The organism is Pseudomonas sp. OVF7 (assembly GCF_030644265.1).
GTDB classification, from domain to species: domain Bacteria; phylum Pseudomonadota; class Gammaproteobacteria; order Pseudomonadales; family Pseudomonadaceae; genus Aquipseudomonas; species Aquipseudomonas gorinensis.
In genome coordinates this window covers 1,137,200-1,159,385 of record NZ_CP128996.1, presented here as the reverse complement: position 1 = coordinate 1,159,385, position 22,186 = coordinate 1,137,200, and the positions used below count along the sequence as shown (strand labels likewise).

Here is a 22,186-nt window from a genome sequence, read left to right as displayed (position 1 = left end):
TAAATCGGAGTCATTCATGCCTGTTTCTGCGATTGCCGGCCTAACCATGCTGGTACTGGGCGAAAGTCATATGAGCTTTCCCGATTCGTTGCTCAACCCGCTGCAAGACAACCTGACCAAGCAAGGCGCGGTGGTTCACTCCATCGGCGCCTGTGGCGCGGGTGCGGCGGATTGGGTCGTGCCGAAAAAAGTCGAGTGCGGCGGCGAACGCATGCCCACCGGCAAAGCGGTGATCTACGGCAAGAACGCCATGAGCACCACGCCGATCAAAGACCTGATCGCCAAGGACAAACCCGATGTGGTGGTGCTGATCATCGGCGACACCATGGGTTCCTACACCAACCCGGTGTTCCCCAAAGCCTGGGCCTGGAAAAGCGTGACCTCGCTGACCAAGGCGATCACCGAGACTGGCACCAAGTGCGTGTGGGTCGGCCCGCCATGGGGCAAGGTCGGTTCCCAGTACAAGAAGGACGACACCCGCACCAAGCTGATGTCGTCGTTCCTGGCCAGTAACGTGGCGCCGTGCACCTACATCGACTCGTTGACCTTCTCCAAGCCGGGCGAGTGGATCACCACCGACGGCCAGCACTTCACCATCGACGGTTACCAGAAGTGGGCCAAGGCTATTGGTACTGCGTTGGGTGACCTGCCGCCATCGGCCTACGGTAAAGGAAGCAAATAATGAAACGGATGACCCTGGGTCTGGCGGCCTTGCTCGCCAGCGTCAGCGCCTACAGCGCCGACATCCCGTTGTATCCCACCGGCCCGGAGCAAGACGCAGCGTTCCTGCGGTTTGCCAACGGCACCGGCAGCGAACTGAAGCTGGTGGCCGCCGGCTCCAAGGCCAGCCTGGTGTTGAATGGCGACAAGTTGGTCTCGTCCTTCCTGCCGGTGGTGGGCGGTGACAAGCCGATCAAGGGCGTGTTGAGCCGCGATGGCAAGGACGCCGACCTGTCGGTGACCGTCGCCCCAGGCGAATTCGCCACCGTGGTGGCGCTGGTCGACGCCAAGGGCGCCACGCGCCAATTGGTGGTGCGCGAACAGCCGGACGACTTCAACGCGCTCAAGGCCTCCCTGGCCTTTATCAACGCCGACGCCACGTGCGCCGACGCGAGCCTGGAAGCCGTGGCGCAAAAAGCCGAGCTGTTCAAGCAGGTCGCCGAAGGTTCGTTGCAGCGGCGCATGATCAACCCGGTGGAACTGTCGGTGCAACTCAAATGCGCCGGCGCGCCGGTTGGCCAGCCGTTGTCGTTCACCCTCAAGGCTGGCGAGCGCTATAGCGTGCTGGCTGTTCCTTCGGCTGCAGGTTCGAAGTTGCTGTTCGCCTCTGACGCACTCGCTAACTGATCGGGCCCGACACCACCATGGTCTTTGCCTCACTCGAATTCCTCACGCTGTTCCTGCCGGCCTTCCTGTTGATTTATGCCCTGGCTCGTCCGAGCTGGCGCAACGTCATCCTGTTGATCGGCAGCTGGCTGTTCTACGGCTGGTTGAGCCCGCTGTTCCTGTTCCTGCACATGGTCTTGACCGTGGTGGCATGGGTCGGCGGCTTGCTGGTGGACCGCTCCCGCGAGGATGGCAAAGGCCGGGTGCGCCTGTTGATCGCGTTGATCGTGTTCAACACGGCGGTGCTGTGTTGGTACAAGTACGCCAACATCGTGGCGGGCACCGTGAGTGAGGTGATCACTTGGTACGGCGCCATGCCACTGGACTGGCAGCGCGTGGCGTTGCCAGCCGGCTTGTCGTTCATCGTATTGCAGGCGATTTCATACCTGGTGGACGTACACCGGCATACGGTGCCGGTGGAGCGCAGCTTCATCAATTACGCCACCTATATCTCGATGTTCGGCCACTCGATTGCCGGCCCGATCATTCGTTACGACTGGGTCCGTCGCGAGCTGAACCAGCGGTATTTCAACTGGCCGAATTTCTCCCTCGGCGCGCGGCGCTTCATGATCGGCATGGGCATGAAAGTGCTGGTGGCCGACACCTTGTCGCCGTTGGTGGACATTGCCTTCCACCTGGAAAACCCGAGCCTGGTGGATGCGTGGATCGGTTGCCTGGCCTATTCGCTGCAACTGTTCTTCGATTTCGCCGGCTACAGCGCCATGGCCATCGGCCTGGGCCTGATGCTGGGTTTCCACTTCCCGGAAAACTTTAACCGGCCCTATCTGGCCAGCAGCATCCAGGACTTCTGGCGCCGTTGGCACCTGTCGTTGTCCAGCTGGTTGCGCGACTACCTGTACATCGCCCTGGGCGGTAACCGTGACGGCGTGTGGCGTACGTATCGCAACCTGTTCCTGACCATGGCGATTGCCGGTTTGTGGCACGGCGGCGATAGCTGGAACTACCTGCTGTGGGGTTCGGCCCACGGGGTGGCGCTGTGCGTGGACCGCGCCTGGTCGCGTTCGAGCTTGCCGAGTATTCCGCCGGTGTTGTCCCACGTCCTGACGTTGCTGTTTGTGTGCCTGGCCTGGACCTTGTTCCGCGCGCCGGACTTCCATTCGGCACTGACCATGTATGCCGGCCAGTTCGGCATGCACGGCATGGCCCTGGGTGACGCAATGGCGGTCGCCCTGCGCCCGGCCCATGGCATGGCGGCCTTGCTGGGCCTGGTATGCATCATTGCGCCGATCTGGCAGGTGCGCTGCGAGCAACGCTTTGGTACTCAGCCGTGGTTTTTGGTGGCGGCTTCGCTGTGGCCGGTGGCCGGGTTTGTGTTGTCGTTCGCGCTGATTGCCAGCCGCGACGCCGTACCGTTTCTGTACTTTCAGTTCTAAGGAAGCCCGACCATGCCCGCTCCTACCGCACCGACTCCACCGAGCGAATTGGCCGTTCGTACCAGCCCCCTGGCGGCCTGGGTGCTGGTGCCCTTCCTGGCGGCGGGGCTTCTGTCTTGCGCCTGGCTGATGGTGAAGGGCCCGATCAGCTTCGTGCCGGCCAAGGTGGACACCGACATGCTGCTGCATGGCGACGTGACCCACCGTTTCGCCAAGGAACTGGCCAAGGCACCGATGGCGATCCAGGCCGCCAACCTGGAGCGTGGCTCCAGCTGGCTGGCCTTCGGCGATACCGGGCCGCGCGTGCGCCAGGGATGCCCGGGCTGGTTGTTTATCAGCGATGAGCTGCGCATCAACCGCCATGCCGACGCCAATGCACAGACCAAGGCCCAGGCCGTGATCGACCTGCAACAGCAACTGGGCAAAAAAGGGATCGACCTGCAAGTGGTGGTGGTGCCGGACAAGAGCCGCATCGCGGCCGCACAGCGTTGCGGCCTGTACCGCCCAGCCGTGCTCGATGGCCGTGTCCAGGCCTGGACTGCCGCGTTGCAGGCTGCCGGCGTCTCCGCGCTGGACCTGACTGACACACTCAAGCCACTGGGCCCGCAGGCCTACCTGCGCACCGACACCCACTGGAGCGAAATCGGCGCCAACGCAGGGGCCCAGGCCCTGGCCCAGCGCATTCAACAGCGCGGTATCAAGGCCACGCCGGAACAAACCTTCACGATCACCCAGGCACCGCTCGCCGTGCGCCCGGGTGACCTGGTGCGCCTGGCCGGCCTCGACTGGCTGCCGCCGAAATTGCAGCCACCGGGCGAGTCGGTCGCGGCCAGTTCCGCCCATGAAAGCGGTGGCGCCATCAGCAATGCCGACGACCTGTTCGGCGATGCCAGCCTGCCGAATGTGGCGCTGATCGGCACCTCGTTCTCGCGCAACTCCAACTTTGTGGGCTTCCTGCAAAAGGCCCTGAATGCGCCGGTAGGCAACTTCAGCAAGGACGGTGGCGAATTCTCCGGTGCGGCCAAGGCGTATTTCGACAGCCCGGCGTTTAAGCAAACCCCGCCCAAGTTGCTGATTTGGGAGATCCCGGAGCGCGACCTGCAGACGCCGTACGACCCGGTGACGATTAGTCAGTAAATTGACTTTTTGCCACTTGTCTAAAAAATAGCCAGCTCCTCCAGCAAAATAATGACACTGTTGCTGGCTTGAAGCAGACTGCGGGCACTAAGGCGACGACAAAAAGACCTGCGGTAAGCAGTCGTATCAGCTGACCTTTTTCACGTCTTTAAGCTTCGCCGTGAGGAGGAATGTGCGATGAGCTTCACCGACAGTCTTCTCGTTCTTCTCGGCCAGGACGTGAGCCGAGACCCCCAAGGGCAGCATGCGCGGCTGCACTTTTTCGGCAGCATCCCGGTCGATGACGGCACACCGTTCTCCGGCCAGTCTCCCCGCGCCAATGAACAAACCCAGGCGGTAGCCGGCGCGGCGCCGCGCCCGAGCGTGGTGGCGCTGGTATCGGTGAATGGGGGGGTGGGCCGCAGCACCCTGGCCACCGCCTTGAGCAGTGGCCTGCAGCGCCACGGCGAACCGGTGGTCGCGCTGGACCTGGACCCGCAAAACGCCCTGCGGCTTCACTTCGGGGTCAGCCCGACTGCGCCGGGCATCGGTGTGGCCAGCCTGCAACATGCGCAGTGGGAGACTCTCCAGCAGCCGGGTTTTGCCGGTAGTCGAGTCATTCCCTTTGGCGACAGCGATACACAGCAACAGGAAAAGCTGCAGCGCTGGCTCAAGGATGAACCCGACTGGCTGGCGCAACACCTCGCCCCCCTGGACCTGAGCGCACGCCATACGGTGGTCATCGATACCCCTGCCGGAAATAACGTGTACGTGCACCAGGCGCTGAACGTGGCCGATGTGGTGTTGGTCATCGCCCAGGCTGACGCGGCATCTTTGGGAACACTGGATCAATTGCAGGCGCTGTTGGCGCCGCACCTGGAGCGTGAGCGCCCGCCGCAGGTGCACTTCGTGATCAACCAGCTCGATGAAGACAACGCGTTCAGCCTGGACATGGTCGAGGCGTTCAAGCAACGGTTGAACAAGGCGCCGTGGGAGGTGCATCGCGACATGGCGATCAGCGAAGCCCTGGCCTTCGGCGCAGACCCGTTGGACAGCCTGGCGGCGGGCCTGGCGAGCGACGATATCAACGACCTTTGCCGGTGGTTGATCGCCTGCAGAAAGCTGCGGTAAAGCGCGGTTTATACGCCTATCACCAGATGCTTATGCACAATTGGGCAGTGGCCGCTGTCACCCAATACACGTTTTGTGGAGCCGTTCTCATCACGCTGCAACTGCCTGTTTTGCGGGTGGTTTATGCCGTGGGTAAAAAATGAGCAGCATGGCTTTTTGCCGGTAGCGTTGTTGGCTACAGCTTCTGTAAAGATTCCATCAACAGAGTTATCCACAGGCTGGGGTGCGACAATTTTGCCCTTTAATCGCGCTCGGCAAGCACCATCAGGTTGCGCGGCGTCAGTGTCGATTCGCAGAAGCTGCCTACCTCGACCCTGTAGCCTTTCTCGGCCAGAAACAATGCCCGATCCAGTACCAGCCAGAGCTCCAGCGGGCGCCGAAACAGACCACGCAGCAATTCCAGGTTCCTGACCTCGGCCAGGCGTCGCCAACCGTCGGCCTCCAGTGCGGGCCAATCCTGCTCGCCTGTGGATAACCCTTTGAGACTCGCCAGTTCCCGGCAGTAGTCGGCGAAAGGTTGGTCGAGCCAGCTGGCGGGCAGCGAGGGCGTGGGCAAATACTCGTCGCAGCCGCGTAATTGACGTTGCAACTGATCGAACCCCAGGCGCCGGGCCATCGACGTATCCCGTTGCGCGCGCACGCGGGCGCCGGCGGTGACGGTTTCGCTCAGCGGCAGGCCAAGGTCCTCGACCGACAGTTGCAGCCGCGACGCACGGCCGGCGGCGGACAGCGCCTGGTAGCGCTCGGCGTTGATGCGGTTATAACAACACGGTGCCAGCGCCAGTTGCTTGCAGCCGGCGGCGCTGGCCGCGTGCAGCAGGCGCACATGCAGGTCGCCACAGGCGTGCAGGGCGACGGGGGTGTGGTCGGGGTTGATCGCTACGGTTGCCATTACGTCTTGCTGGCGATGGGTGACCGGCAACCGATGGCGATCGCTCAAGGCTTGGCCGGAGGCGATCAACGCCGGATCGTATTCCAGGCAGGTCAGCTGTTGGCCAGGTTGCAGCAGGCGGCGCCCGAGATGGCCTTTGCCGGCGCACCAGTCCAGCCAATGGGTCGGCGTCTGCACAAAGTGCAGCGCGGCGCCGAACGCTTCGATCTGCTGCCATTTACGCCCGGGGACGTCGACATTCAAGCGATGGCGCGCGGCTGCCAGGGGCTGGGTCGGTAACTTATCCACAGCACTGAGGCGCAGGGCTTGCGCGGCCAGCTGTGGAAAAGGTGCGGGGGCGGGCAGGTCGTGGGGCTGGTTATGGCTGCTTTCGGCATCGGCCAACGAGCGCTGGCGCAACCATTGGGCGAGTTGCGGATGCTGGGTTTCCCAGGGTAGCCGGGAGTGCGTGAAGGGCCGTGGTCGCCACAGCCCTTGGTGCTCGACCAGGAACGCATCCAGCGCCTGGAAGCGTGTCTCAACGTCCCTGGCAGGCATCGACGCGCAGCCAGCGTTCCAGCAGTTTGAAGCCGCGTACCAGGAGGTAGGCCATCAACAGGTAGAACAGTCCGGCCGCGAAGAAGATCTCAACCGGCAGGTAGGTGCGCGCGATGATGGTACGCGCCATGCCGGTCAGTTCCAGCAAGGTGACGGTACTGGCCAGGGCGCTGGCCTTGAGCATCAGGATCACTTCGTTGCTGTAGGCCGGCAGGCCGATGCGCGAGGCGCGGGGCAGGATGATGTAGAACAGCGTCTTGGGCTTGGACATGCCCAGGGCGCGCGCGGCTTCGATCTCGCCTGGCGGGATGGCCTGGATCGCACCGCGCAGGATCTCGGCGATATAGGCGGCGGTGTGCAGGGTCATGGTGGCGGTGGCACACCAGAACGGATCGCGCAGGTAAGGCCACATGAAGCTGTTGCGCACGGCATCGAACTGCGCCAGGCCGTAGTAGACCAGAAACAATTGCACCAGCAGCGGCGTACCGCGGAAGAAGAAAATGTAGCAATAGGGCAGGGTGCGCACGTACCAGCGCCGCGAGGAACGGGCAATGCCCAAAGGGATCGCCAGCAGCAGGCCGGCGATCACCGCGATGGCCACCAGCTCCAGGGTCAGGGTCGCGCCCTGGGCCAGTTTGGGCAGCCATTTGATGATCACGGCCCAGTTCAGGCCCAGGTCGAAATGGGACAGCCAGCTGTAGTCGCCGCTCATTGGGTGCTCCTTGTAAAGCCACGGCTGGCGCGTTTTTCCAGGAAGTGCATGCCGGTCATGGCCAGTACGGTGAGGCCCAGGTACATGAAGGCGGCGACCATGAAGAAGGTGAACGGCTGCTTGGTGACGGTCACGCCGATCTGCGCGTGGCGCATGATTTCTTCAAGGCCGATGACCGAGACCAACGCAGTGTCTTTCATCAGGATCATGAACAGGTTGCCCAGGCCCGGCAGGGCGATGCGCCACATTTGCGGCATGATCAAGCGGGTGAAGATGCGAAATTTCGACAGCCCCAGGGCGACACCGGCTTCACGATGGCCCTTGGGAATGGCAAGGATCGCGCCGCGGAACACTTCCGTGGCATACGCGCCAAAGCACAGGCCCAGGGCGATGACCCCGGCGGCAAAGGCGCTGAGGGACAGGTCGGGGTTACCCAGCATCTCCCCGAGGGCGCGCATCAGGTTGACTGTGCCGAAATAAATCAGCAGTACCCACAGCAGTTCGGGAATACCGCGGACGATGGTTGAGTACGCACCGCCCAGCCATTGCAGCGACTTGTAGGGGGAGGTCTTGGCCAAGGCACCGGCCAGGCCGAGCACCAACCCCAGGCACAGGGCCGTGAGCGCCAACTTGACGGTCATCAGCGCCCCGGCGGCGAGGGCGGGGCCGAATCCGTAGAGATCGAAATTCATGGTGTTTTCATATCGCGGCAGGCAAAGCTGAAAGCCGGCGCGCTCAAAGGCGCGCGCCGGGCAGGCCGATCAGATCATTCGATGCTGAACGGGAAGTACTTGTCGTTGATCTTCTTGTAGGTGCCGTCTGCCTTGATCTCTGCCAGGGCTTTGTTCAGGCGTTCGCGCAGTGGGTCACCCTTGCGTACGGCGATACCGATCTTGTCGCTTTCTACAACCGGGTCGCCCTTGAACTCATAGGCCGAACCGTCTTTGCTCTTGAGCCATTCGTACTGCACGTACTTGTCGGCGAGGATCCCGTCCAGGCGGCCGGAGGTCAGGTCGAGGTAGGCGTTTTCCTGGGTGTCGTAGAGCTTGGCGGTGGTGTCAGGCAGCTTGTCTTCCAGGTAGCTACCGGCCAACGTCGCGCGTTGTGCGCCGATGATCTTGCCTTTGAGGTAGGCCGCGTCGGTCTTGAAGTCTGCCGTGGCTTTAGGAGCAATGAACTGCAGCTTGTTGGAGTAGTACGGGTCGGTGAAGTCGACGGCCTGCTTGCGTTCATCGGTGATCGACAGCGAGGACACCAGGAAGTCGAATTTCTTGGCGTTCAGGGCCGGGATGATGCCGTCCCAGTCGGAGACATACACTTCGCACTTCTCGACTTTCATCTTGGCGCACAGGGCATCGCCGATGTCTTTGTCGAAGCCCACGACGTTGCCGCTGGCGTCTTTATTGTTGAACGGCGGGTAGGCCGCTTCGATCCCCATTTTCAAGGTTTCTGCCATGGCCGTGGCGCTGAACGCCATCGAAACGGCCGCGGCCAGAAGGAATTTTTTATAGTTCTGCATGCAGGTTGCTCCGTTAACGGTTGCTGGACATGAATTGTTTGCAGCGCGCCGAAAGCGGGTTATCAAACACCTGCTGTGGCGATCCTTGCTCTTCGACCAGGCCCTGGTGCAGGAATACCACTTCACTGGACACCTGGCGGGCAAAGCCCATTTCATGGGTGACCAGCAGCATGGTGCGGCCCTCTTCGGCCAGCGCGCGGATCACATTAAGTACTTCCTGGACCATTTCCGGGTCAAGGGCCGACGTGGGCTCATCGAACAGGATGACCTTGGGCTGCATGGCCAGGGTGCGGGCGATGGCCGCCCGTTGTTGCTGGCCGCCGGACAGTTGCGCGGGGTAGGCGTGGCGTTTGTCACCGATGCCGACCTTGGCCAGCAGCGCTTCGGCGACTTCGATGGCTTCGGCCTTGCTCTGGCCGAGCACACGGCGAGGGGCCTCGATGATGTTGTCGAGGATGCTCATGTGTGGCCACAGGTTAAAGTTTTGAAACACAAAACCGATTTCGCTGCGCAGGCGGTTGATCTGCTTGCCGTCGGCGGCCATCAGCTCGCCGTTTTTCGCGGCCTTGAGCTTGAGTTCTTCGCCAGCCACCAGGATCTGCCCCTGATGCGGGTTCTCCAGCAGGTTGATGCAGCGCAGGAATGTGGACTTGCCGGAACCGGAGGAACCCAGGATCGAGATCACATCGCCGTCGCGAGCGGTCAGCGAGATACCTTTGAGTACCTCCAGCTCACCATAGCGTTTATGCAAGTTGCGGATTTCAAGCGCGGGCGTGGCCTCAGCCATGTGCGGTCCTCATTGTGTTCATTGCGTTCGACGCTGTTGGGCCGCCTTCCTGGCGAGGCGCCAAGCTAGCATAGCGTCTGGATGACAGCCAACAGCCCTGCGGACGGTTAACCGGGGCTCTGCGGCAGGGTGTCGCATCGGCACAGCAGCGTGTCGCGCCATCAACAACCGAACAACCGTTTGATCCCGAAAATCCACAGGCTTTACGTAAAAAGGGCGCGATGGTGCCAGCTTTGGCCGGGTGTTGGAAGGGTTAACCGGGCAAACGGTGCCTGGCAGCACTTTTATAGAGCGTCGCGGACTTTGTGTGTGTGTTTATGCTGCGCGCACTGCTCTGGAAAGTGAGTCGCTCGGTAACGCTGTAGCGGAATGCCAGCATTCTCAATGACTTGCAGCGGTTAATGAATTGTCCTACAGCCCGCGTCAATTGCGGCTTTGTAACATTTTGGCGCAAATCTTGCGTAAAAAATAAAGAACGCCTTGTTGGTTTCTTTTCACAAGAAAGACTGCAGACCGGGCGAACCGTTTTCGCAATTCCTCGCAAAGGTGTGTCAATGAGTAGTACGCAAAGCTCCAATGACCTCGAACAGGGGCTCAAACCGCGTCACGTCACGATGTTGTCGATTGCCGGCGTTATTGGCGCCGGTTTGTTTGTCGGCTCCGGCCACGCGATAGCTGCCGCCGGCCCTGCGGTGCTGCTGGCCTACGCCGCTGCCGGTACGCTGGTGGTGCTGGTCATGCGCATGCTGGCCGAGATGGCCGTGGCGTCACCGGACACCGGTTCGTTCTCCACCTACGCCGACCGGGCAATCGGTCATTGGGCCGGTTTCACCATTGGCTGGCTGTACTGGTGGTTCTGGGTCTTGGTGATTCCTTTGGAAGCCAACGCCGCCGCCACCATTCTCAACGCCTGGTTCCCTAACGTGGCCATCTGGGCGTTTACCCTGATCATTACCTTGCTGCTGACGGCGACCAACCTGTTCAGCGTGAAGCACTACGGCGAGTTCGAGTTCTGGTTCGCGTTGATCAAAGTCGTGGCGATCGTGGGCTTTGTGATTCTCGGCCTGGCCGCGATCTTCGGCTTTTTGCCGACCAGCCAGGTCAGCGGCGTGTCCCACCTGTTCGATACCCAGGGCTTCATGCCCAATGGTATGGGCGCGGTATTGGCGGCGATCCTGACCACCATGTTCTCCTTCATGGGCACCGAGATCGTCACCATTGCGGCGGCTGAATCGAAGAACCCAGGCCAGCAAATCACCAAGGCCACCAACTCGGTGATCTGGCGGATTGGTTTGTTCTACCTGCTGTCGATCTTCATCGTGGTTTCCCTGGTGCCTTGGAATGATCCGAGCCTGGCGGCCGTAGGTTCCTACCAGACCGTGCTGGAGCGCATGGGCATCCCGAATGCCAAGCTGATCGTCGACCTGGTGGTATTGGTCGCCGTGACCAGCTGCCTGAACTCGGCGTTGTACACCGCCTCGCGCATGCTGTTCTCCCTGGGGCGTCGTGGTGATGCACCGGCTGTGTCCAAGCGCACCAACAAAAGCGGTACGCCTTACTGGGCGGTGATGCTGTCCACGGGCGCAGCGTTCCTGGCGGTGTTCGCCAACTACGTGGCCCCAGCGGCAGTGTTCGAATTCTTGCTGGCCAGTTCCGGCGCCATCGCGCTGCTGGTGTACCTGGTGATCGCGGTGTCGCAACTGCGCATGCGCCAGAAGCGCACGGCGGCGGGCGAGAAGATCGTCTTCAAGATGTGGCTGTTCCCGGGCCTGACCTACGCGGTGATGGTGTTCATCGTGGGCACGCTGACCATCATGCTGTTCCAAGAGGCCCATCGCGTGGAAATCATTGCGACTGGGGTCTTGAGCTTGCTGGTAGTGGCGGCGGGGTTGTTGGTGTCGAGCCGTCGCAAGGCGCAGAGAGTCGGCGCGGTGGTGCTGAATTGATGTGATGGAATGCGGTGCTTGATTGCGCCGCAGTTCAGATGTGGGAGGGGGCTTGCCCGCCTTCTGTAGGAGCGAGCTTGCTCGCGAAAAACTCACAGGCGCCGCGTTGATTCAGGAAACACGCGTTATCGTTGAGGTTTTTCGCGAGCAAGCTCGCTCCTACAGAAGGCGAGCGTCAGTCTTGGGCGTTGGTGAGGGCCTGGGAGGCGGCGACGTAGTCGGCCTGGAACTGCGGCGACTCGATCCACGCCAGGGCGGCAGCTTCATCCTCGCTGTCCGTGGCCCACTGCCGATACTCGATCAGCGCCGCCAGGATAAAGTCGGTGGCTTCTTCTTCGCCTTCCTGTTCCAGCACCAGTGCGAGCAGTGGGTGGGCCAGGAACACCGCACACAGTGCCTGCTGGCTGGTCTCGCCGGCGGTACGCATCGCCACGAACAGCTCGGTCAAATCCACCGACTCAAGGTCAATCCGGTCATCATCCCCGGCAAACGCATCCGGCTTGGTCGCGACGGCACGCTGGGTACGGTTCTGCTTGGCCTTGGCCTTGGCCCGGTGGGCACGTTTTTGCTGCTTGTTCGGCGAGGCCATGGGCTCACGTCCTTGGGTCAGGATCTGGGTGGGGTATTGAAGCGCAGGTTGGGGGAAATCCCAAGGGTATCTGGCGCTAATTGGCCGTTTTGAAGCCAGTCCAATGCGATCGGCCACAATCGGTCCTGATACTCACTGCGAAAGAACGCGAAATGCCCGACCTGTTTTTCGCCGATGTCTTGTGGAGCGATGCGCAGATGGGTGCGCTCGCTGTTTGCGAAATAGCCCAACAAGCGCTCAATCGCTGGCACGGTGCCGAACGGGTCGTCAGTGATGCTGATCGCCAATATCTGCGCCTTCACTCGACTGAATGGCAAGTCGGCCAGGGCACGCCCGCTGGGCCGCGTCTCATACCTGGGCGTTGGCGTGCTCCAGTCGCGCACCACGCCTGCCGGCGTATCCTCCAGCCAGCCCAACCGCTTGCCGGGGAAATACCCACAGAGTGCCGTCACCAGCGGCATCACCACATGCCACTTGGCAAACATCTGCCAGCGCCCGGCGGCTGCGTAATCGCGCCAGTAGGCGAACTGCGCGCCCACGGTGACGATTCGCCGGATCACCGCGCCGGATGCAGCCAACCCCGCCGCACAGCCACCAAAGCTGTGGCCGACCACATCAATCGGTTGGCCTGGAAACTCGCGCTGTGCCCGCCGCAGGATCGCTTCGAAATCCCGCGTGCCCCAATCCGACCACGACGCCTTGAAACCGCGCAACGAACCGAGGCGGGACTCGCCGATGCCGCGATAGTCGTAGGTGATCACGTCGAAGCCGTTGGCGAACAGGTAATCGGCGAAACGTGAGTAGTGGCGGCAACGTACGGAGGTGGCGGCATTGATGATGACGACCGGTCGTTCGAGATCGGTACGCGGGTGGCGCCAGGTGGAGCCTGCGAGGGGGTAGCCGTCGGCGGCGGATTCTTTGAAGGATTCGCGTTGGCTATTTCTGGGTGTAGTTGCACGTTCTATTAAAGAGGCGTCATTCAAGTTCATCGTTTCAAAGCCCCTGCCTGGATTATTGTTTTTTAGTACCGAAATTATTGATTGCATCGAGCAGTACAACGCCTCTTCCCTCGACCTCGCGCCAGTAGAAGCATAGGCTCACGCCTTTGCGATTTACACTGAGTGTTTTCATGACCCGCGACACCCTCGAGCACAATCAGGTCCCGGTCTACTTCGCCGCCGTCCTGCTGGCTGCCGCTTTCGGCCTGCTCGCGCCTTCGTTGGCCCATGGCCTTGGCGCGCTGGTCACGCCCGCCATCGCGGTGCTGATGTATGCGATGTTCCTGCAAATCCCGTTTCTGGATCTGCGCCAGAGCCTGGGTCACAAGCGCTTTCTGGCGGCGTTGCTGCTGGCCAATTTCATCCTCGTGCCGTTGCTGGTGTGGGGGTTGACCCGTGGCCTGGTGGAGCGCCCGGCGTTGCTGGTGGGCGCATTGCTGGTGTTGCTGACGCCGTGTATCGACTACGTGGTGGTGTTTACCCATATCGGTAAGGGCGATTCACGCCTGATGCTGGCGGCGACGCCGTTGCTGTTGCTGTTGCAGTTGGTGCTATTGCCGGTGTACCTGGGTTTTATGCTGGGGGCGCAGGCCGACGTGGTGGTGCAGGCAGGGCCGTTTGTCGAGGCGTTCCTGTTGTTGATCGTGGTGCCGATGATCCTGGCGGTGATCACCACCTCCCTGGCGCGGCGATCATCGCCGGTCAACGCTTGGAGCAATGCCTGGGCGTGGTTGCCGGTGCCGGCGATGGCGCTGGTGTTGTTCGTGGTGATCGCCTCGCAAATCACCTCGGTGGTGCGGGATATCAACCTGCTGCTCCCGGTACTGCCGGTGTATATCGGCTTTTTGCTGCTGGCGCCGCTGATGGGGGCGTTGGCCGCGCGGTTGTTCGCGTTGCCAGCGGTCACGGCGCGGGCGGTGACGTTCAGTGCATCGACACGCAACTCGCTGGTGGTGCTGCCCTTGGCGCTGGCACTGCCGGAAGACGTGCGTGGGGTGGCGGCGACCGTGGTGATCCTGCAGACCCTGGTGGAGCTGGTGGGTGAGTTGGTCTACGTCCGGCTGGTCCCGAAGTGGGTGTGGCCTGCGAGTCGCTAGAAGCGGCAATCTTCAGGTTGTTCAGGCGCTATTCAGGGGCGGGTTCGGCACCATAGGTCCGCGCTCCCTACCTGACAGGTCAACCGATGGATCAACGCTACCGCTTTCGCCTGGAGTCCCTGGGCATTTTTCTGATGGCTTTGTTGCTGTTCACCCTGGGTATCTGGGATCAGCAGCCCCAGGGTTTTGATGGGCGCTGGGCGTTGTTCCTGCAGGAGATGTTTCGCCATGGCGCGAGTCTTTTCCCTACGACCTATGGGCAGCCCTACGCCGACTACCCTGGTACCGCGACGTTTTTCAGTTTTGTATTTGCGCGCTTGTTCGACGCGCCAAACCATCTGGCAAATGTCCTGCCCACGGCGCTGGCCTCGGCGGGTGTGGTTGCCCTGATCTATCGCTTGCTGGTGCCTTACGGCCGCAACGGGGCGCTGCTCACGGTGCTGCTGACCTTGCTCACCACTCAGTTGCTGGAAAAGTCGCGTTCGGTTTGCCTGGACCAGATGGTGGCGCTGCTGTGCGTCGGCAGTTTCTATCTGCTGCACAGTGGTGAACGCCTCGGTTCGCGCCTCAGGCAATTGGCGGTGTTCCCGCTGTTCGTCCTGGGCTTTGCGATTCGCGGGCCCTTGGGGTTGATCGAGGTCTGCGGCGTGGTCTGCGTGTATTGGGCGTTGGGCCGTCCCGGCGAGCGGGTCAGGCAGGTGCTGGTGCACGGTATGGTTGGCCTGGTGCTGTTGGCGGCGTGCTGGTGGTTGCTGATGAAGCTGGCGCGGATCAGCGGTGGCGATGCCTTTGCCGATGAAGTGTTCAGGATGCAGGTCGGTGGGCGCCTCGACGAAACCGGTGAGCCGTTCTATTTCTATTTCCAGTTGAGTTTGTACCGCTACTTCCCCGTGGTGCCCCTGGCGTTGGCCACGATGGTTGCGTTGCGACATCGCTGGGCGCAGCGCCAATGCGATGAGAATGTGCAACTGGCGATACGGCTTGCGGCCTGCGGCCTGATGATTTTGCTCGGGCTGTCGGTGCCGCACTTCAAGCGTGCCTATTACATCTTGCCTATGGTGCCGATGTTTGCCGCTGTCGCGGCCTATGGGCTGCTTCACGCGCAGGGCTGGTTTGCGGGCATACGTCGATGCTACGAAGGGCTCGTCGTGGCGCTGCCGGCGTTGGGTGGGGTTGTGGTGTTTGTGTGTCGCTATGGGTGGCAGAAACACGGTTACTGGCCTAACGTTTCGTTGCCTCTGCTGATTGGCGCTCTGGTGCTGTTGCAGTTGGCGGCGTTGCTTGCCTGGCGTCGCAGCGCGCGACTGGTGTCGCTCAGTGCGATTGCACTCGCGGCGCAGTGGTTGTTGCTGGTGACGGTGGTGGAGCCGGCCAAGGACCTGCAGTTCGACACCCGGCAGTTTGTCAGCCAGGTGGAAGCGCTGCGTGCGACGGAGCCTGGGCCATTGGTGTTCGTCAATCTCGGTCGGGACACCTGGGCGGTGCGCTACATGATGAACCTGGACCACGACGAGCAACCGCTGTTCGTTGGGCGCAATGAGATGGAACGGTTGGGCGAACTGCCTCGGCCGGCGTGGGTGATAGTGGCGCGTAAGGAAACCGCGCTGCTGCAGGGAACGCCAGTGGAGCATTTGACTCCGATGTACAACGGGCGCTTGAACGACAACCCGTTGCTGGTGTTTCTGCTCAAGTGAACAGGCGATTTAGAGCGTGTTGGTGTATGTTTGCCGGGTAAATGACCGGCGGGTCATATAACGCCTATCTGGCTTTACCGTTTTTGTAATCGTTGTAACGTGCGGATCAAGGAAATGATGGAAATGGACTTCAAGCGGCCCGGCGCTCAATCACCCGGTGCGACGTCCCTCGCGGGTGGCGGTCACGTGATCGGCCGCTCGCGGCTTGGCTTGCTGAGCATCTGTTTCGACGGCGGCTGCAGTTACCCCTCGATGATTATCATGTTGCAGGGCGTGTTCAAGCGCTACGGGCGCCTGGTGCGCTTTGGCGAGAAGTTGTCGGCGCAGGACTGGTTAAATCGGGTCGAGGAGCGCGGCTTCCAGGTGTCGGACCAAGAGAGGGCTGCGGTGGTGACGCTGATGTGGGATCGGCGTTGAGTGACCGAGTGGCAGGGGCGATGTTGAATCGCCCTTGATCAAGGCGTCAAATCCCAGGCAACAAAAAACCCGCACCAGGCGGGTTTTTTGTGTGTTCCAGATGATAGTTGCACCACCTGAAACTTAATAGTGGTGCCCAGAGACGGAATCGAACCGCCGACACGGGGATTTTCAATCCCCTGCTCTACCGACTGAGCTATCTGGGCAACGGGGCGCATTAAACGGGTTTTTCAGGGGGTCGTCAAGCAAGTTTTCAAAAAATATTTAATTATTACCGTCGCTTACGTGCCGACCCCGGTTTTTGATCAATTATTGAGCAGGCGGCACGTAGCCGTCGGCCTTGGCGTAATCCTCGCCGGAAAAATACTTGTCCATCTCACCTTGCAGGTATTTGCGGTCTTCGGCGTTCATCATGTTCAGGCGTTTTTCGTTGATCAGCAGGGTCTGGTGTTTTTGCCAGTCGGCCCAGGCTTTGGCGGAAACATGATCGAACACGTCCTGGCCTTTGGCACCTGGGTATGGAGGGCGTTCCAGGCCGGGCAGTTCTTCTTTGTACTTGCGGCACATTACGGTGCGGGTCATGACGACTCTCCTGCGTTCAATACTTCAGCCGCGCGCTTCAGCAGTTTTTTCACCGGGGCGGCAAGGCCCAGGCGCGGCGGGGTGGCGAGGTTATACCAGAGCCAGTCGGCCTCGGCCACGTGATGGGCGGATTCCTCGACCTGGACCAGCCAGGGTTCGATGGCCAGCTGGAAGTGGCTGAAGGTGTGGATCAGCCCCGGCAGTGCCTGTTGCGTGCCCAAGGCCAGTGCATGCTGGTGGGCGAGGTGTTCGAGGTCGTCGAGGTCGTCCAGCTCCGGCAAGCTCCACAAACCGCCCCACAGGCCCGTGGAAGGGCGACGGTAAAGCAGGATCGCGCCCTCGGCGTTGGCCAGCATTGGCATCAGCGTGCGCTTCTGGGGGATGGCCTTGCGTGGCTTGGGGATCGGGTAGCGTGTCTCCAGGCCGAGCATGTGGGCTTCGCAGCCTTTTTCCAGCGGGCATAACAGGCAACTGGGCTTGCTGCGGGTGCAGAGGGTTGCGCCCATGTCCATCATCGCCTGGGTGTAGGCGTTGACGCGGGTCTGCGGGGTGAGGCGCTCGGCGGTGGCCCAGAGTTGCTTGGCGACCTTCGGGTCGCCGGGGTAGCCTTCCTGAGCGGTATAGCGCGCCAGGACGCGCTTGACGTTGCCGTCGAGGATCGGTGCGCGCAGGCCCATGCTCAGGCTGGCAATTGCACCGGCCGTGGACAGGCCGATACCGGGCAGCCCGGTGAGTTTTTCGACATCGCGGGGAAACTCGCCGCCGTACTCGGCCACGACGATCTTCGCGGTCTTTTGCAGGTTGCGTGCCCGGGTGTAGTAGCCCAGGCCGGTCCACAGGTGCAGCACTTCATCTTCCGGGGCGGCGGCCAGGGCTTCGACGGTGGGCAGCGAAGCCATGAAACGGTCGAAGTAGTTGAGCACGGTGCTGACCTGGGTCTGTTGCAACATGATCTCCGAGACCCACACCCGGTAAGGGGTGATGCCCTGTTGCCAGGGCAGGTCATGGCGACCGTGGCGGTCGTACCAATTCAGCACCGCCTGCGAAAACTGCTCGTTTCTCATCGTTTGAACAGGCCTTTCAACGCATCTTTGAGTTGCGGGTTAACCTTGTCGAGCTTCTCTTCCAGCTTCTCGTTGAGGCGGTTACCGGCAGCCTTGATGGCGACCTGGCCCAGGCCATCCTTGTCCAGGCGGCATGCCTTGGCGCCCAGTTCCAGCGGGCCACGGCAACGTAACGGAACTTCGATGCCCTGGAAGTTGGCGCCCACTTCACACGCCGGGTCCGGTACTTCGCGTTGGTCGCCTTCGACGATGATGCCCACCCGATAATCCATGCCGAGCACACGCAGGTCGATGTCACCGTTGCCGTTCACCGTGAGGCCTGGGATACGCACTTTCAGGTCAGGGTTATTGGCTACGCCATTGCGGAAGCTCAGGTTGCCCTTCAGTTCCTCGAACGGTGTGTCCTTGCCACGTGGCTCGCTGTTCAAGGTCTTGCGGTTGAGCAGGGCAATACCGGTGCACAACTGCTGTTCAAGGTTGGCGTTGAGCAACACGCCATTGTTGATCACGAAGCTGGCGGTGCCGTTGAGGCTGTCGATCAGGGCCTTTTGGCTGTTGCCGCGGCCGCTGAGGTTGCTGTCGAGGGTGACCAGGCCTTTCACCGGCGGATTTTGCCCTTGGGCTTGCAGGATGCGTTCGACCGGCACCTGCTTGATGCGGCTCTGCAGCGCCAGTACCGGAATATCCTGGCGCACATCGAGGGTGCCGTTGGCCTGGAAGGTGCCGTTGTAGAGGCCGCCGCTCAGGGTGTCGAGCTTGAGCTGGCCGTCGAGGCCGGTGGCCTTCAGTGCCGCGTTCTGGATTGGCAGCTTGCTCAGGGTCAGTTGCCCAAAGGTGAGGTCGGCATTCACATCCAGGGTGCGCAGGCGGGTCAGTGGCAGCAGCTTGTCGGTGCTCCAGGCGCCCTTGGTCGGGGCGTCCGGCAGCGGTGTGGTGCCACCGGCGGCCATCGCGCCGGCTTCGCTGTTCTGGACTTCGGCCTGGCGTGCAGCGGCGGCGCCTTTGGCGGCGTCGGACTTGGCCGGCAGGTAGTTGTCGGCGTTGAACGTGTCGCCCTTCAGTTGCACGCGCAGTGACTGCTTGGCGAAATCGTCCACCGCGATGCGACCGGTAAAGGTGCTGCCGTCGAGTTTCAGGTTCAGGTCTTCCAGCGCCATGCTGGTCGGCGTGCCCTTGAGGCGGCTGACCAGTTCGACCTTGCTCAGGCTGCCCTCGGCCATGTGCGGCAGCGGGTTGCCGATGCTGTCGAGGAACGTGGCCAGGTCAAACTGGGCGATGGACAGTGCGCCACTGATCTGCGGTGTCTTGTCGAGGTCGTTGACCTTCAGCTCGCCGAGTGCGCGCAGCTGGTTGGCCGAGAGTTTCAGGTTGGTCCACTCGGCAATGTTGGCCGCCAGGTCCACCAGCAGTTGACCCTGGGTGGAGAAGGTCACGGTCTTGCCTTGCAGCGGTTCACCGGTGGCTTCGCCGCTGAGTTTCATGTCTTCGAACTGGTAGCGCTTGAGGGCGCGTTGAATGCGCAGGTTGCCGTTGAGCTCGGTCTTGACGCGCATCACCGGCTGGTTACTGCCGAAAAAGGCCGTGAGTTTCAGCGGAATGCTTGCCCCTTCGTGCACGGCCCCGGCGCTCAGCTGGATGCTTTCGGCGCTGAACTGCTTGCCGGTCTGCTCATCGTTGTATTCGATGCGGGCGTTGTTGATCGTCAGGCTGTCGATATCGAGACGGATCGGTTTTGGCGGTTTTTCCGGCTCGTGCTCGGCAGACTGCTCCACTGGGGCAGGGGTGGCGGTACCTGCCTCCGGCGCGGTCTTACCGATGTCTTCCCAGTTGCCATGGCCCTGCTTGTCACGGTTCAGGCGTAGATTGAGGCCCTCGACACGCACATCGCTCATCTGCACCTCGCGGCGCAGCAACGGCAGCACGCGTACCGACAGGCCGAGCATCTGCAGGTCAGCGAACGGTTGGGTCGGGTTGGTCAGGGTCGCGACGCTGGCTTCGTGCAACTCCAGGCCCAGCCACGGGAACAGGCTCCAACCGATATCGCCATTGAGCGTCAGCTCGATGTGGGCCTTGTCGCGGGCAATCTGGCGAATCTCGTCTTTATAGTCGTTGGGATCGAAGAGATGGGTCAGGGCAAAGCCGAGAGCCACAATGATCAGCAACAACCCGAGAAGTACCAGACCCAGGATTTTGCCGAACGCTTTCATGGGCGAGTCCTTGTATGTCGATTTCAAAATGTAGCCGCAGAGTATAACGCCCGACGACCGGCGTCAGTTCACAGATCGTTACATTGTATCTAGGGCCAGGAAAACGGAATTTTGACGTCAAAAAGTGCAAAAAATCCGAAAAACGTAGTGGCACTTTGGTTTTTATGGCGTCCACTGATGCTAATCTCTGCACGTTCGTTCGCCTTCTGCGACTTAAGGTCGCGCCTAAATGGAGCTCTACTCAACAAAACGGCCACGCTTTGCGTGCAAGGCCGAGGGAGAGAGCGCCTGACGAACACATACTAACAACTGGGGGAAACACCAATGAGTACTAGCATGGCGGCGAGTATTACTGCCGCACAGCCTGCGTTCCTGTCCAAGGAACGCATCATCGCCAAGCCCGGTTTCAACCGCTGGCTGGTTCCACCGGCCGCCCTGGCCATCCACTTGTGCATCGGCATGGCCTACGGCTTCTCGGTGTTCTGGCTGCCACTCTCCAAGGCGCTGGGTATTACCGCACCTGTTGCCTGTGCGCCGGACATGAGCTTTATCGCCCAAGTCTTCTCGTCCCAATGCGATTGGCCCATCTCCATGCTGGGCTGGATCTACACCCTGTTCTTCATCTTCCTGGGCTGCTCGGCAGCGATCTGGGGCGGCTGGCTGGAACATGCCGGGCCACGCAAGGCGGGTGTTGTATCGGCGCTGTGCTGGTGCGGCGGCCTGTTGATCTCGGCGCTGGGGATCTACACCCACCAGATCTGGCTGATGTGGATCGGTTCCGGGGTTATTGGCGGTATCGGCCTGGGCCTGGGCTATATCTCGCCCGTGTCCACCCTGATCAAGTGGTTCCCGGACAAGCGCGGCATGGCGACCGGCATGGCGATCATGGGCTTCGGCGGTGGCGCCATGGTTGGCGCGCCGCTGGCCGCTGCGTTGATGGGGCACTTTGCTTCGCCGACCAGCGTGGGCGTGTGGCAAAGCTTCCTGGTGATGGCGGCGATCTACTTCGTATTCATGATCGGTGGCGCACTGTCGTACCGTGTTCCGCCGACCGGCTGGAAGCCTGAGGGCTGGACCGCGCCGGCGAAAAAAGCCAGCAACTCGATGATCACCCACCGTCACGTGCATGTGAACGTGGCCTGGAAAACCCCGCAATTCCGCCTGGTATGGCTGGTGCTGTGCCTGAATGTCTCCGCCGGTATCGGCATCCTGGGCATGGCTTCGCCGCTGCTGCAGGAAGTGTTTGGCGGCAAGCTGCTGGGTGTGGATGTACCGTTTGGCCAGCTGGATGCGGGGCAACTGGCGTCGATCGCGGCCATTGCTGCGGGCTTCACTGGGCTGTTGAGCCTGTTCAACATTGGTGGCCGGTTCTTCTGGGCGTCGTTCTCCGACTACCTGGGCCGTAAAAACACCTACTTCGTGTTCTTCGCCCTGGGTTTTGCCCTGTACGCGCTGATCCCGAACCTGGGGCACCTGGGTAACGTGGCGCTGTTCGTGGCGGCGTTCTGCATCATCCTGTCGATGTACGGCGGTGGTTTTGCGACGGTTCCGGCGTACCTGGCCGACCTGTTCGGTACCCAGATGGTCGGCGCGATCCACGGTCGCCTGCTGACTGCCTGGGCGGCGGCGGGCGTGTTGGGCCCGGTGCTGGTCAACTACCTGCGTGAATACCAGTTGAGCATCGGCGTTGAACGCGCTGCGGCCTACGACATCACCTTGTACATCCTGGCGGGTCTGCTGGTGCTGGGGTTCATCTGCAACATGCTGGTGCGTCCTGTGGCCGACAAGTACTTCATGACCGATGCCGAGCTGGCTGCCGAACAGGCGCTGGGTCATGACAAAGGTGCTGATGCCACGACCGTGCTGGAGTGGAAAGCCTCCGCCGGCAGCAAGCCGCTGGCTGTTGCGGCCTGGTTGGTGGTGGGTATTCCGTTGGCATGGGGTGTGTGGGTGACCCTGCAGAAGACGGCGGTGCTGTTCCACTGACACCGCGCATGCCTTGTGGTCCCAGGCGTGTTGGGGGTTGTGGCGAGCGGGCTTGCCCCGCGTTGGGCTGCGCAGCAGCCCAATAAAACCAACGCGTTCTTCCCGTCAGAACGCGTTGGTATATTTTGGGGC

The 22,186-nt window shown here is 61.5% G+C and carries 20 protein-coding genes and 1 tRNA gene; 10 read left to right on the top strand and 11 right to left on the bottom strand.

The genetic code is table 11. The features are described from left to right. Positions 1-16: 16 nt before the first annotated feature. The 5 genes from QU606_RS05170 (at position 17) to bcsQ (ending at position 5,027) form a co-directional block, all read left to right on the top strand. On the top strand, positions 17-682 hold the full coding sequence (locus QU606_RS05170) for an SGNH/GDSL hydrolase family protein (RefSeq protein WP_024072840.1): 666 nt from the start codon (positions 17-19) through the stop codon (positions 680-682). Further along, positions 682-1,347 carry a cell division protein FtsQ gene (locus QU606_RS05165; RefSeq protein WP_069075100.1) on the top strand — a complete coding sequence of 222 codons (666 nt, stop codon included), beginning with the start codon at positions 682-684 and terminating at the stop codon, positions 1,345-1,347. The genes QU606_RS05170 and QU606_RS05165 overlap by 1 nt, the downstream gene beginning before the upstream one ends. Before the next feature lie 17 nt (positions 1,348-1,364). Beyond that, positions 1,365-2,780: an MBOAT family protein gene (locus QU606_RS05160; RefSeq protein WP_024072842.1), complete on the top strand. Its 1,416-nt coding sequence runs from the start codon at positions 1,365-1,367 to the stop codon at positions 2,778-2,780. Between the two features lie 12 nt (positions 2,781-2,792). Then, the gene (locus tag QU606_RS05155; protein ID WP_304998168.1) at positions 2,793-3,917 is read left to right on the top strand and encodes a cell division protein FtsQ; all 1,125 of its coding nucleotides are present in this window, start codon (positions 2,793-2,795) and stop codon (positions 3,915-3,917) included. 177 nt (positions 3,918-4,094) lie between these two features. Beyond that, positions 4,095-5,027 carry a cellulose biosynthesis protein BcsQ gene (gene bcsQ, locus QU606_RS05150; protein WP_069075098.1) on the top strand — a complete coding sequence of 311 codons (933 nt, stop codon included), beginning with the start codon at positions 4,095-4,097 and terminating at the stop codon, positions 5,025-5,027. A 241-nt stretch (positions 5,028-5,268) separates the two neighbouring features. Here bcsQ and QU606_RS05145 read toward each other — a convergent pair whose 3' ends face one another. The 5 genes from QU606_RS05145 to QU606_RS05125 all read right to left on the bottom strand — a co-directional run bounded on the left by QU606_RS05145 (position 5,269) and on the right by QU606_RS05125 (position 9,474). Further along, the gene (locus QU606_RS05145) at positions 5,269-6,456 is read right to left on the bottom strand and encodes a methyltransferase (RefSeq protein WP_304998167.1); all 1,188 of its coding nucleotides are present in this window, start codon (positions 6,454-6,456) and stop codon (positions 5,269-5,271) included. After that, complete coding sequence (locus tag QU606_RS05140; protein WP_041161076.1) at positions 6,437-7,126, bottom strand: ABC transporter permease; 690 nt, start codon at positions 7,124-7,126, stop codon at positions 6,437-6,439. Before QU606_RS05140 ends, QU606_RS05145 begins: the two co-directional genes overlap by 20 nt. A gap of 38 nt (positions 7,127-7,164) precedes the next feature. Further along, positions 7,165-7,860, bottom strand: coding sequence for an ABC transporter permease (locus QU606_RS05135; protein WP_024072847.1), 696 nt, complete (start codon positions 7,858-7,860; stop codon positions 7,165-7,167). Between the two features lie 74 nt (positions 7,861-7,934). Continuing rightward, a complete protein-coding gene (locus QU606_RS05130) occupies positions 7,935-8,687 on the bottom strand; it encodes an ABC transporter substrate-binding protein (RefSeq protein WP_024072848.1) in 753 nt (250 codons plus the stop codon). A gap of 13 nt (positions 8,688-8,700) precedes the next feature. After that, positions 8,701-9,474, bottom strand: coding sequence for an ABC transporter ATP-binding protein (locus QU606_RS05125; protein ID WP_024072849.1), 774 nt, complete (start codon positions 9,472-9,474; stop codon positions 8,701-8,703). 554 nt (positions 9,475-10,028) lie between these two features. Here QU606_RS05125 and gabP point away from each other — a divergent pair. Continuing rightward, positions 10,029-11,420 (top strand): GABA permease, encoded by a 1,392-nt coding sequence (gene gabP / locus QU606_RS05120; RefSeq protein ID WP_024072850.1) that lies wholly within the window; start codon positions 10,029-10,031, stop codon positions 11,418-11,420. A gap of 175 nt (positions 11,421-11,595) precedes the next feature. On the opposite strand, the gene QU606_RS05115 is transcribed toward gabP, so the two are convergent. Then, positions 11,596-12,009: a hypothetical protein gene (locus QU606_RS05115; RefSeq protein WP_024072851.1), complete on the bottom strand. Its 414-nt coding sequence runs from the start codon at positions 12,007-12,009 to the stop codon at positions 11,596-11,598. A 17-nt stretch (positions 12,010-12,026) separates the two neighbouring features. Further along, positions 12,027-12,998 carry an alpha/beta fold hydrolase gene (locus QU606_RS05110; RefSeq protein WP_304998166.1) on the bottom strand — a complete coding sequence of 324 codons (972 nt, stop codon included), beginning with the start codon at positions 12,996-12,998 and terminating at the stop codon, positions 12,027-12,029. 140 nt (positions 12,999-13,138) lie between these two features. Between QU606_RS05110 and QU606_RS05105 the strand changes: the two genes are divergently transcribed. The 3 genes from QU606_RS05105 (at position 13,139) to QU606_RS05095 (ending at position 16,215) form a co-directional block, all read left to right on the top strand. Further along, positions 13,139-14,104, top strand: coding sequence for an arsenic resistance protein (locus QU606_RS05105; RefSeq protein ID WP_304998165.1), 966 nt, complete (start codon positions 13,139-13,141; stop codon positions 14,102-14,104). An 86-nt stretch (positions 14,105-14,190) separates the two neighbouring features. Continuing rightward, entirely contained in the window at positions 14,191-15,798 is a 1,608-nt protein-coding gene (locus QU606_RS05100) for a glycosyltransferase family 39 protein (RefSeq protein ID WP_304998164.1), read from the top strand. A 114-nt stretch (positions 15,799-15,912) separates the two neighbouring features. Beyond that, positions 15,913-16,215 (top strand): hypothetical protein, encoded by a 303-nt coding sequence (locus tag QU606_RS05095; RefSeq protein ID WP_223817908.1) that lies wholly within the window; start codon positions 15,913-15,915, stop codon positions 16,213-16,215. A gap of 130 nt (positions 16,216-16,345) precedes the next feature. Here QU606_RS05095 and QU606_RS05090 read toward each other — a convergent pair. The 4 genes from QU606_RS05090 to QU606_RS05075 form a co-directional block, all read right to left on the bottom strand. Beyond that, positions 16,346-16,421 (bottom strand) — tRNA-Phe (locus QU606_RS05090). Between the two features lie 103 nt (positions 16,422-16,524). Then, on the bottom strand, positions 16,525-16,797 hold the full coding sequence (locus QU606_RS05085) for an oxidative damage protection protein (RefSeq protein ID WP_024072880.1): 273 nt from the start codon (positions 16,795-16,797) through the stop codon (positions 16,525-16,527). Further along, positions 16,794-17,861: an A/G-specific adenine glycosylase gene (gene mutY, locus QU606_RS05080; RefSeq protein WP_304998163.1), complete on the bottom strand. Its 1,068-nt coding sequence runs from the start codon at positions 17,859-17,861 to the stop codon at positions 16,794-16,796. Before mutY ends, QU606_RS05085 begins: the two co-directional genes overlap by 4 nt. Continuing rightward, a complete protein-coding gene (locus QU606_RS05075) occupies positions 17,858-20,068 on the bottom strand; it encodes an AsmA family protein (protein ID WP_069075091.1) in 2,211 nt (736 codons plus the stop codon). The genes mutY and QU606_RS05075 overlap by 4 nt, the downstream gene beginning before the upstream one ends. A gap of 324 nt (positions 20,069-20,392) precedes the next feature. Between QU606_RS05075 and QU606_RS05070 the strand changes: the two genes are divergently transcribed. Further along, complete coding sequence (locus QU606_RS05070) at positions 20,393-22,054, top strand: OFA family MFS transporter (protein ID WP_041160817.1); 1,662 nt, start codon at positions 20,393-20,395, stop codon at positions 22,052-22,054. Positions 22,055-22,186: the final 132 nt, after the last annotated feature.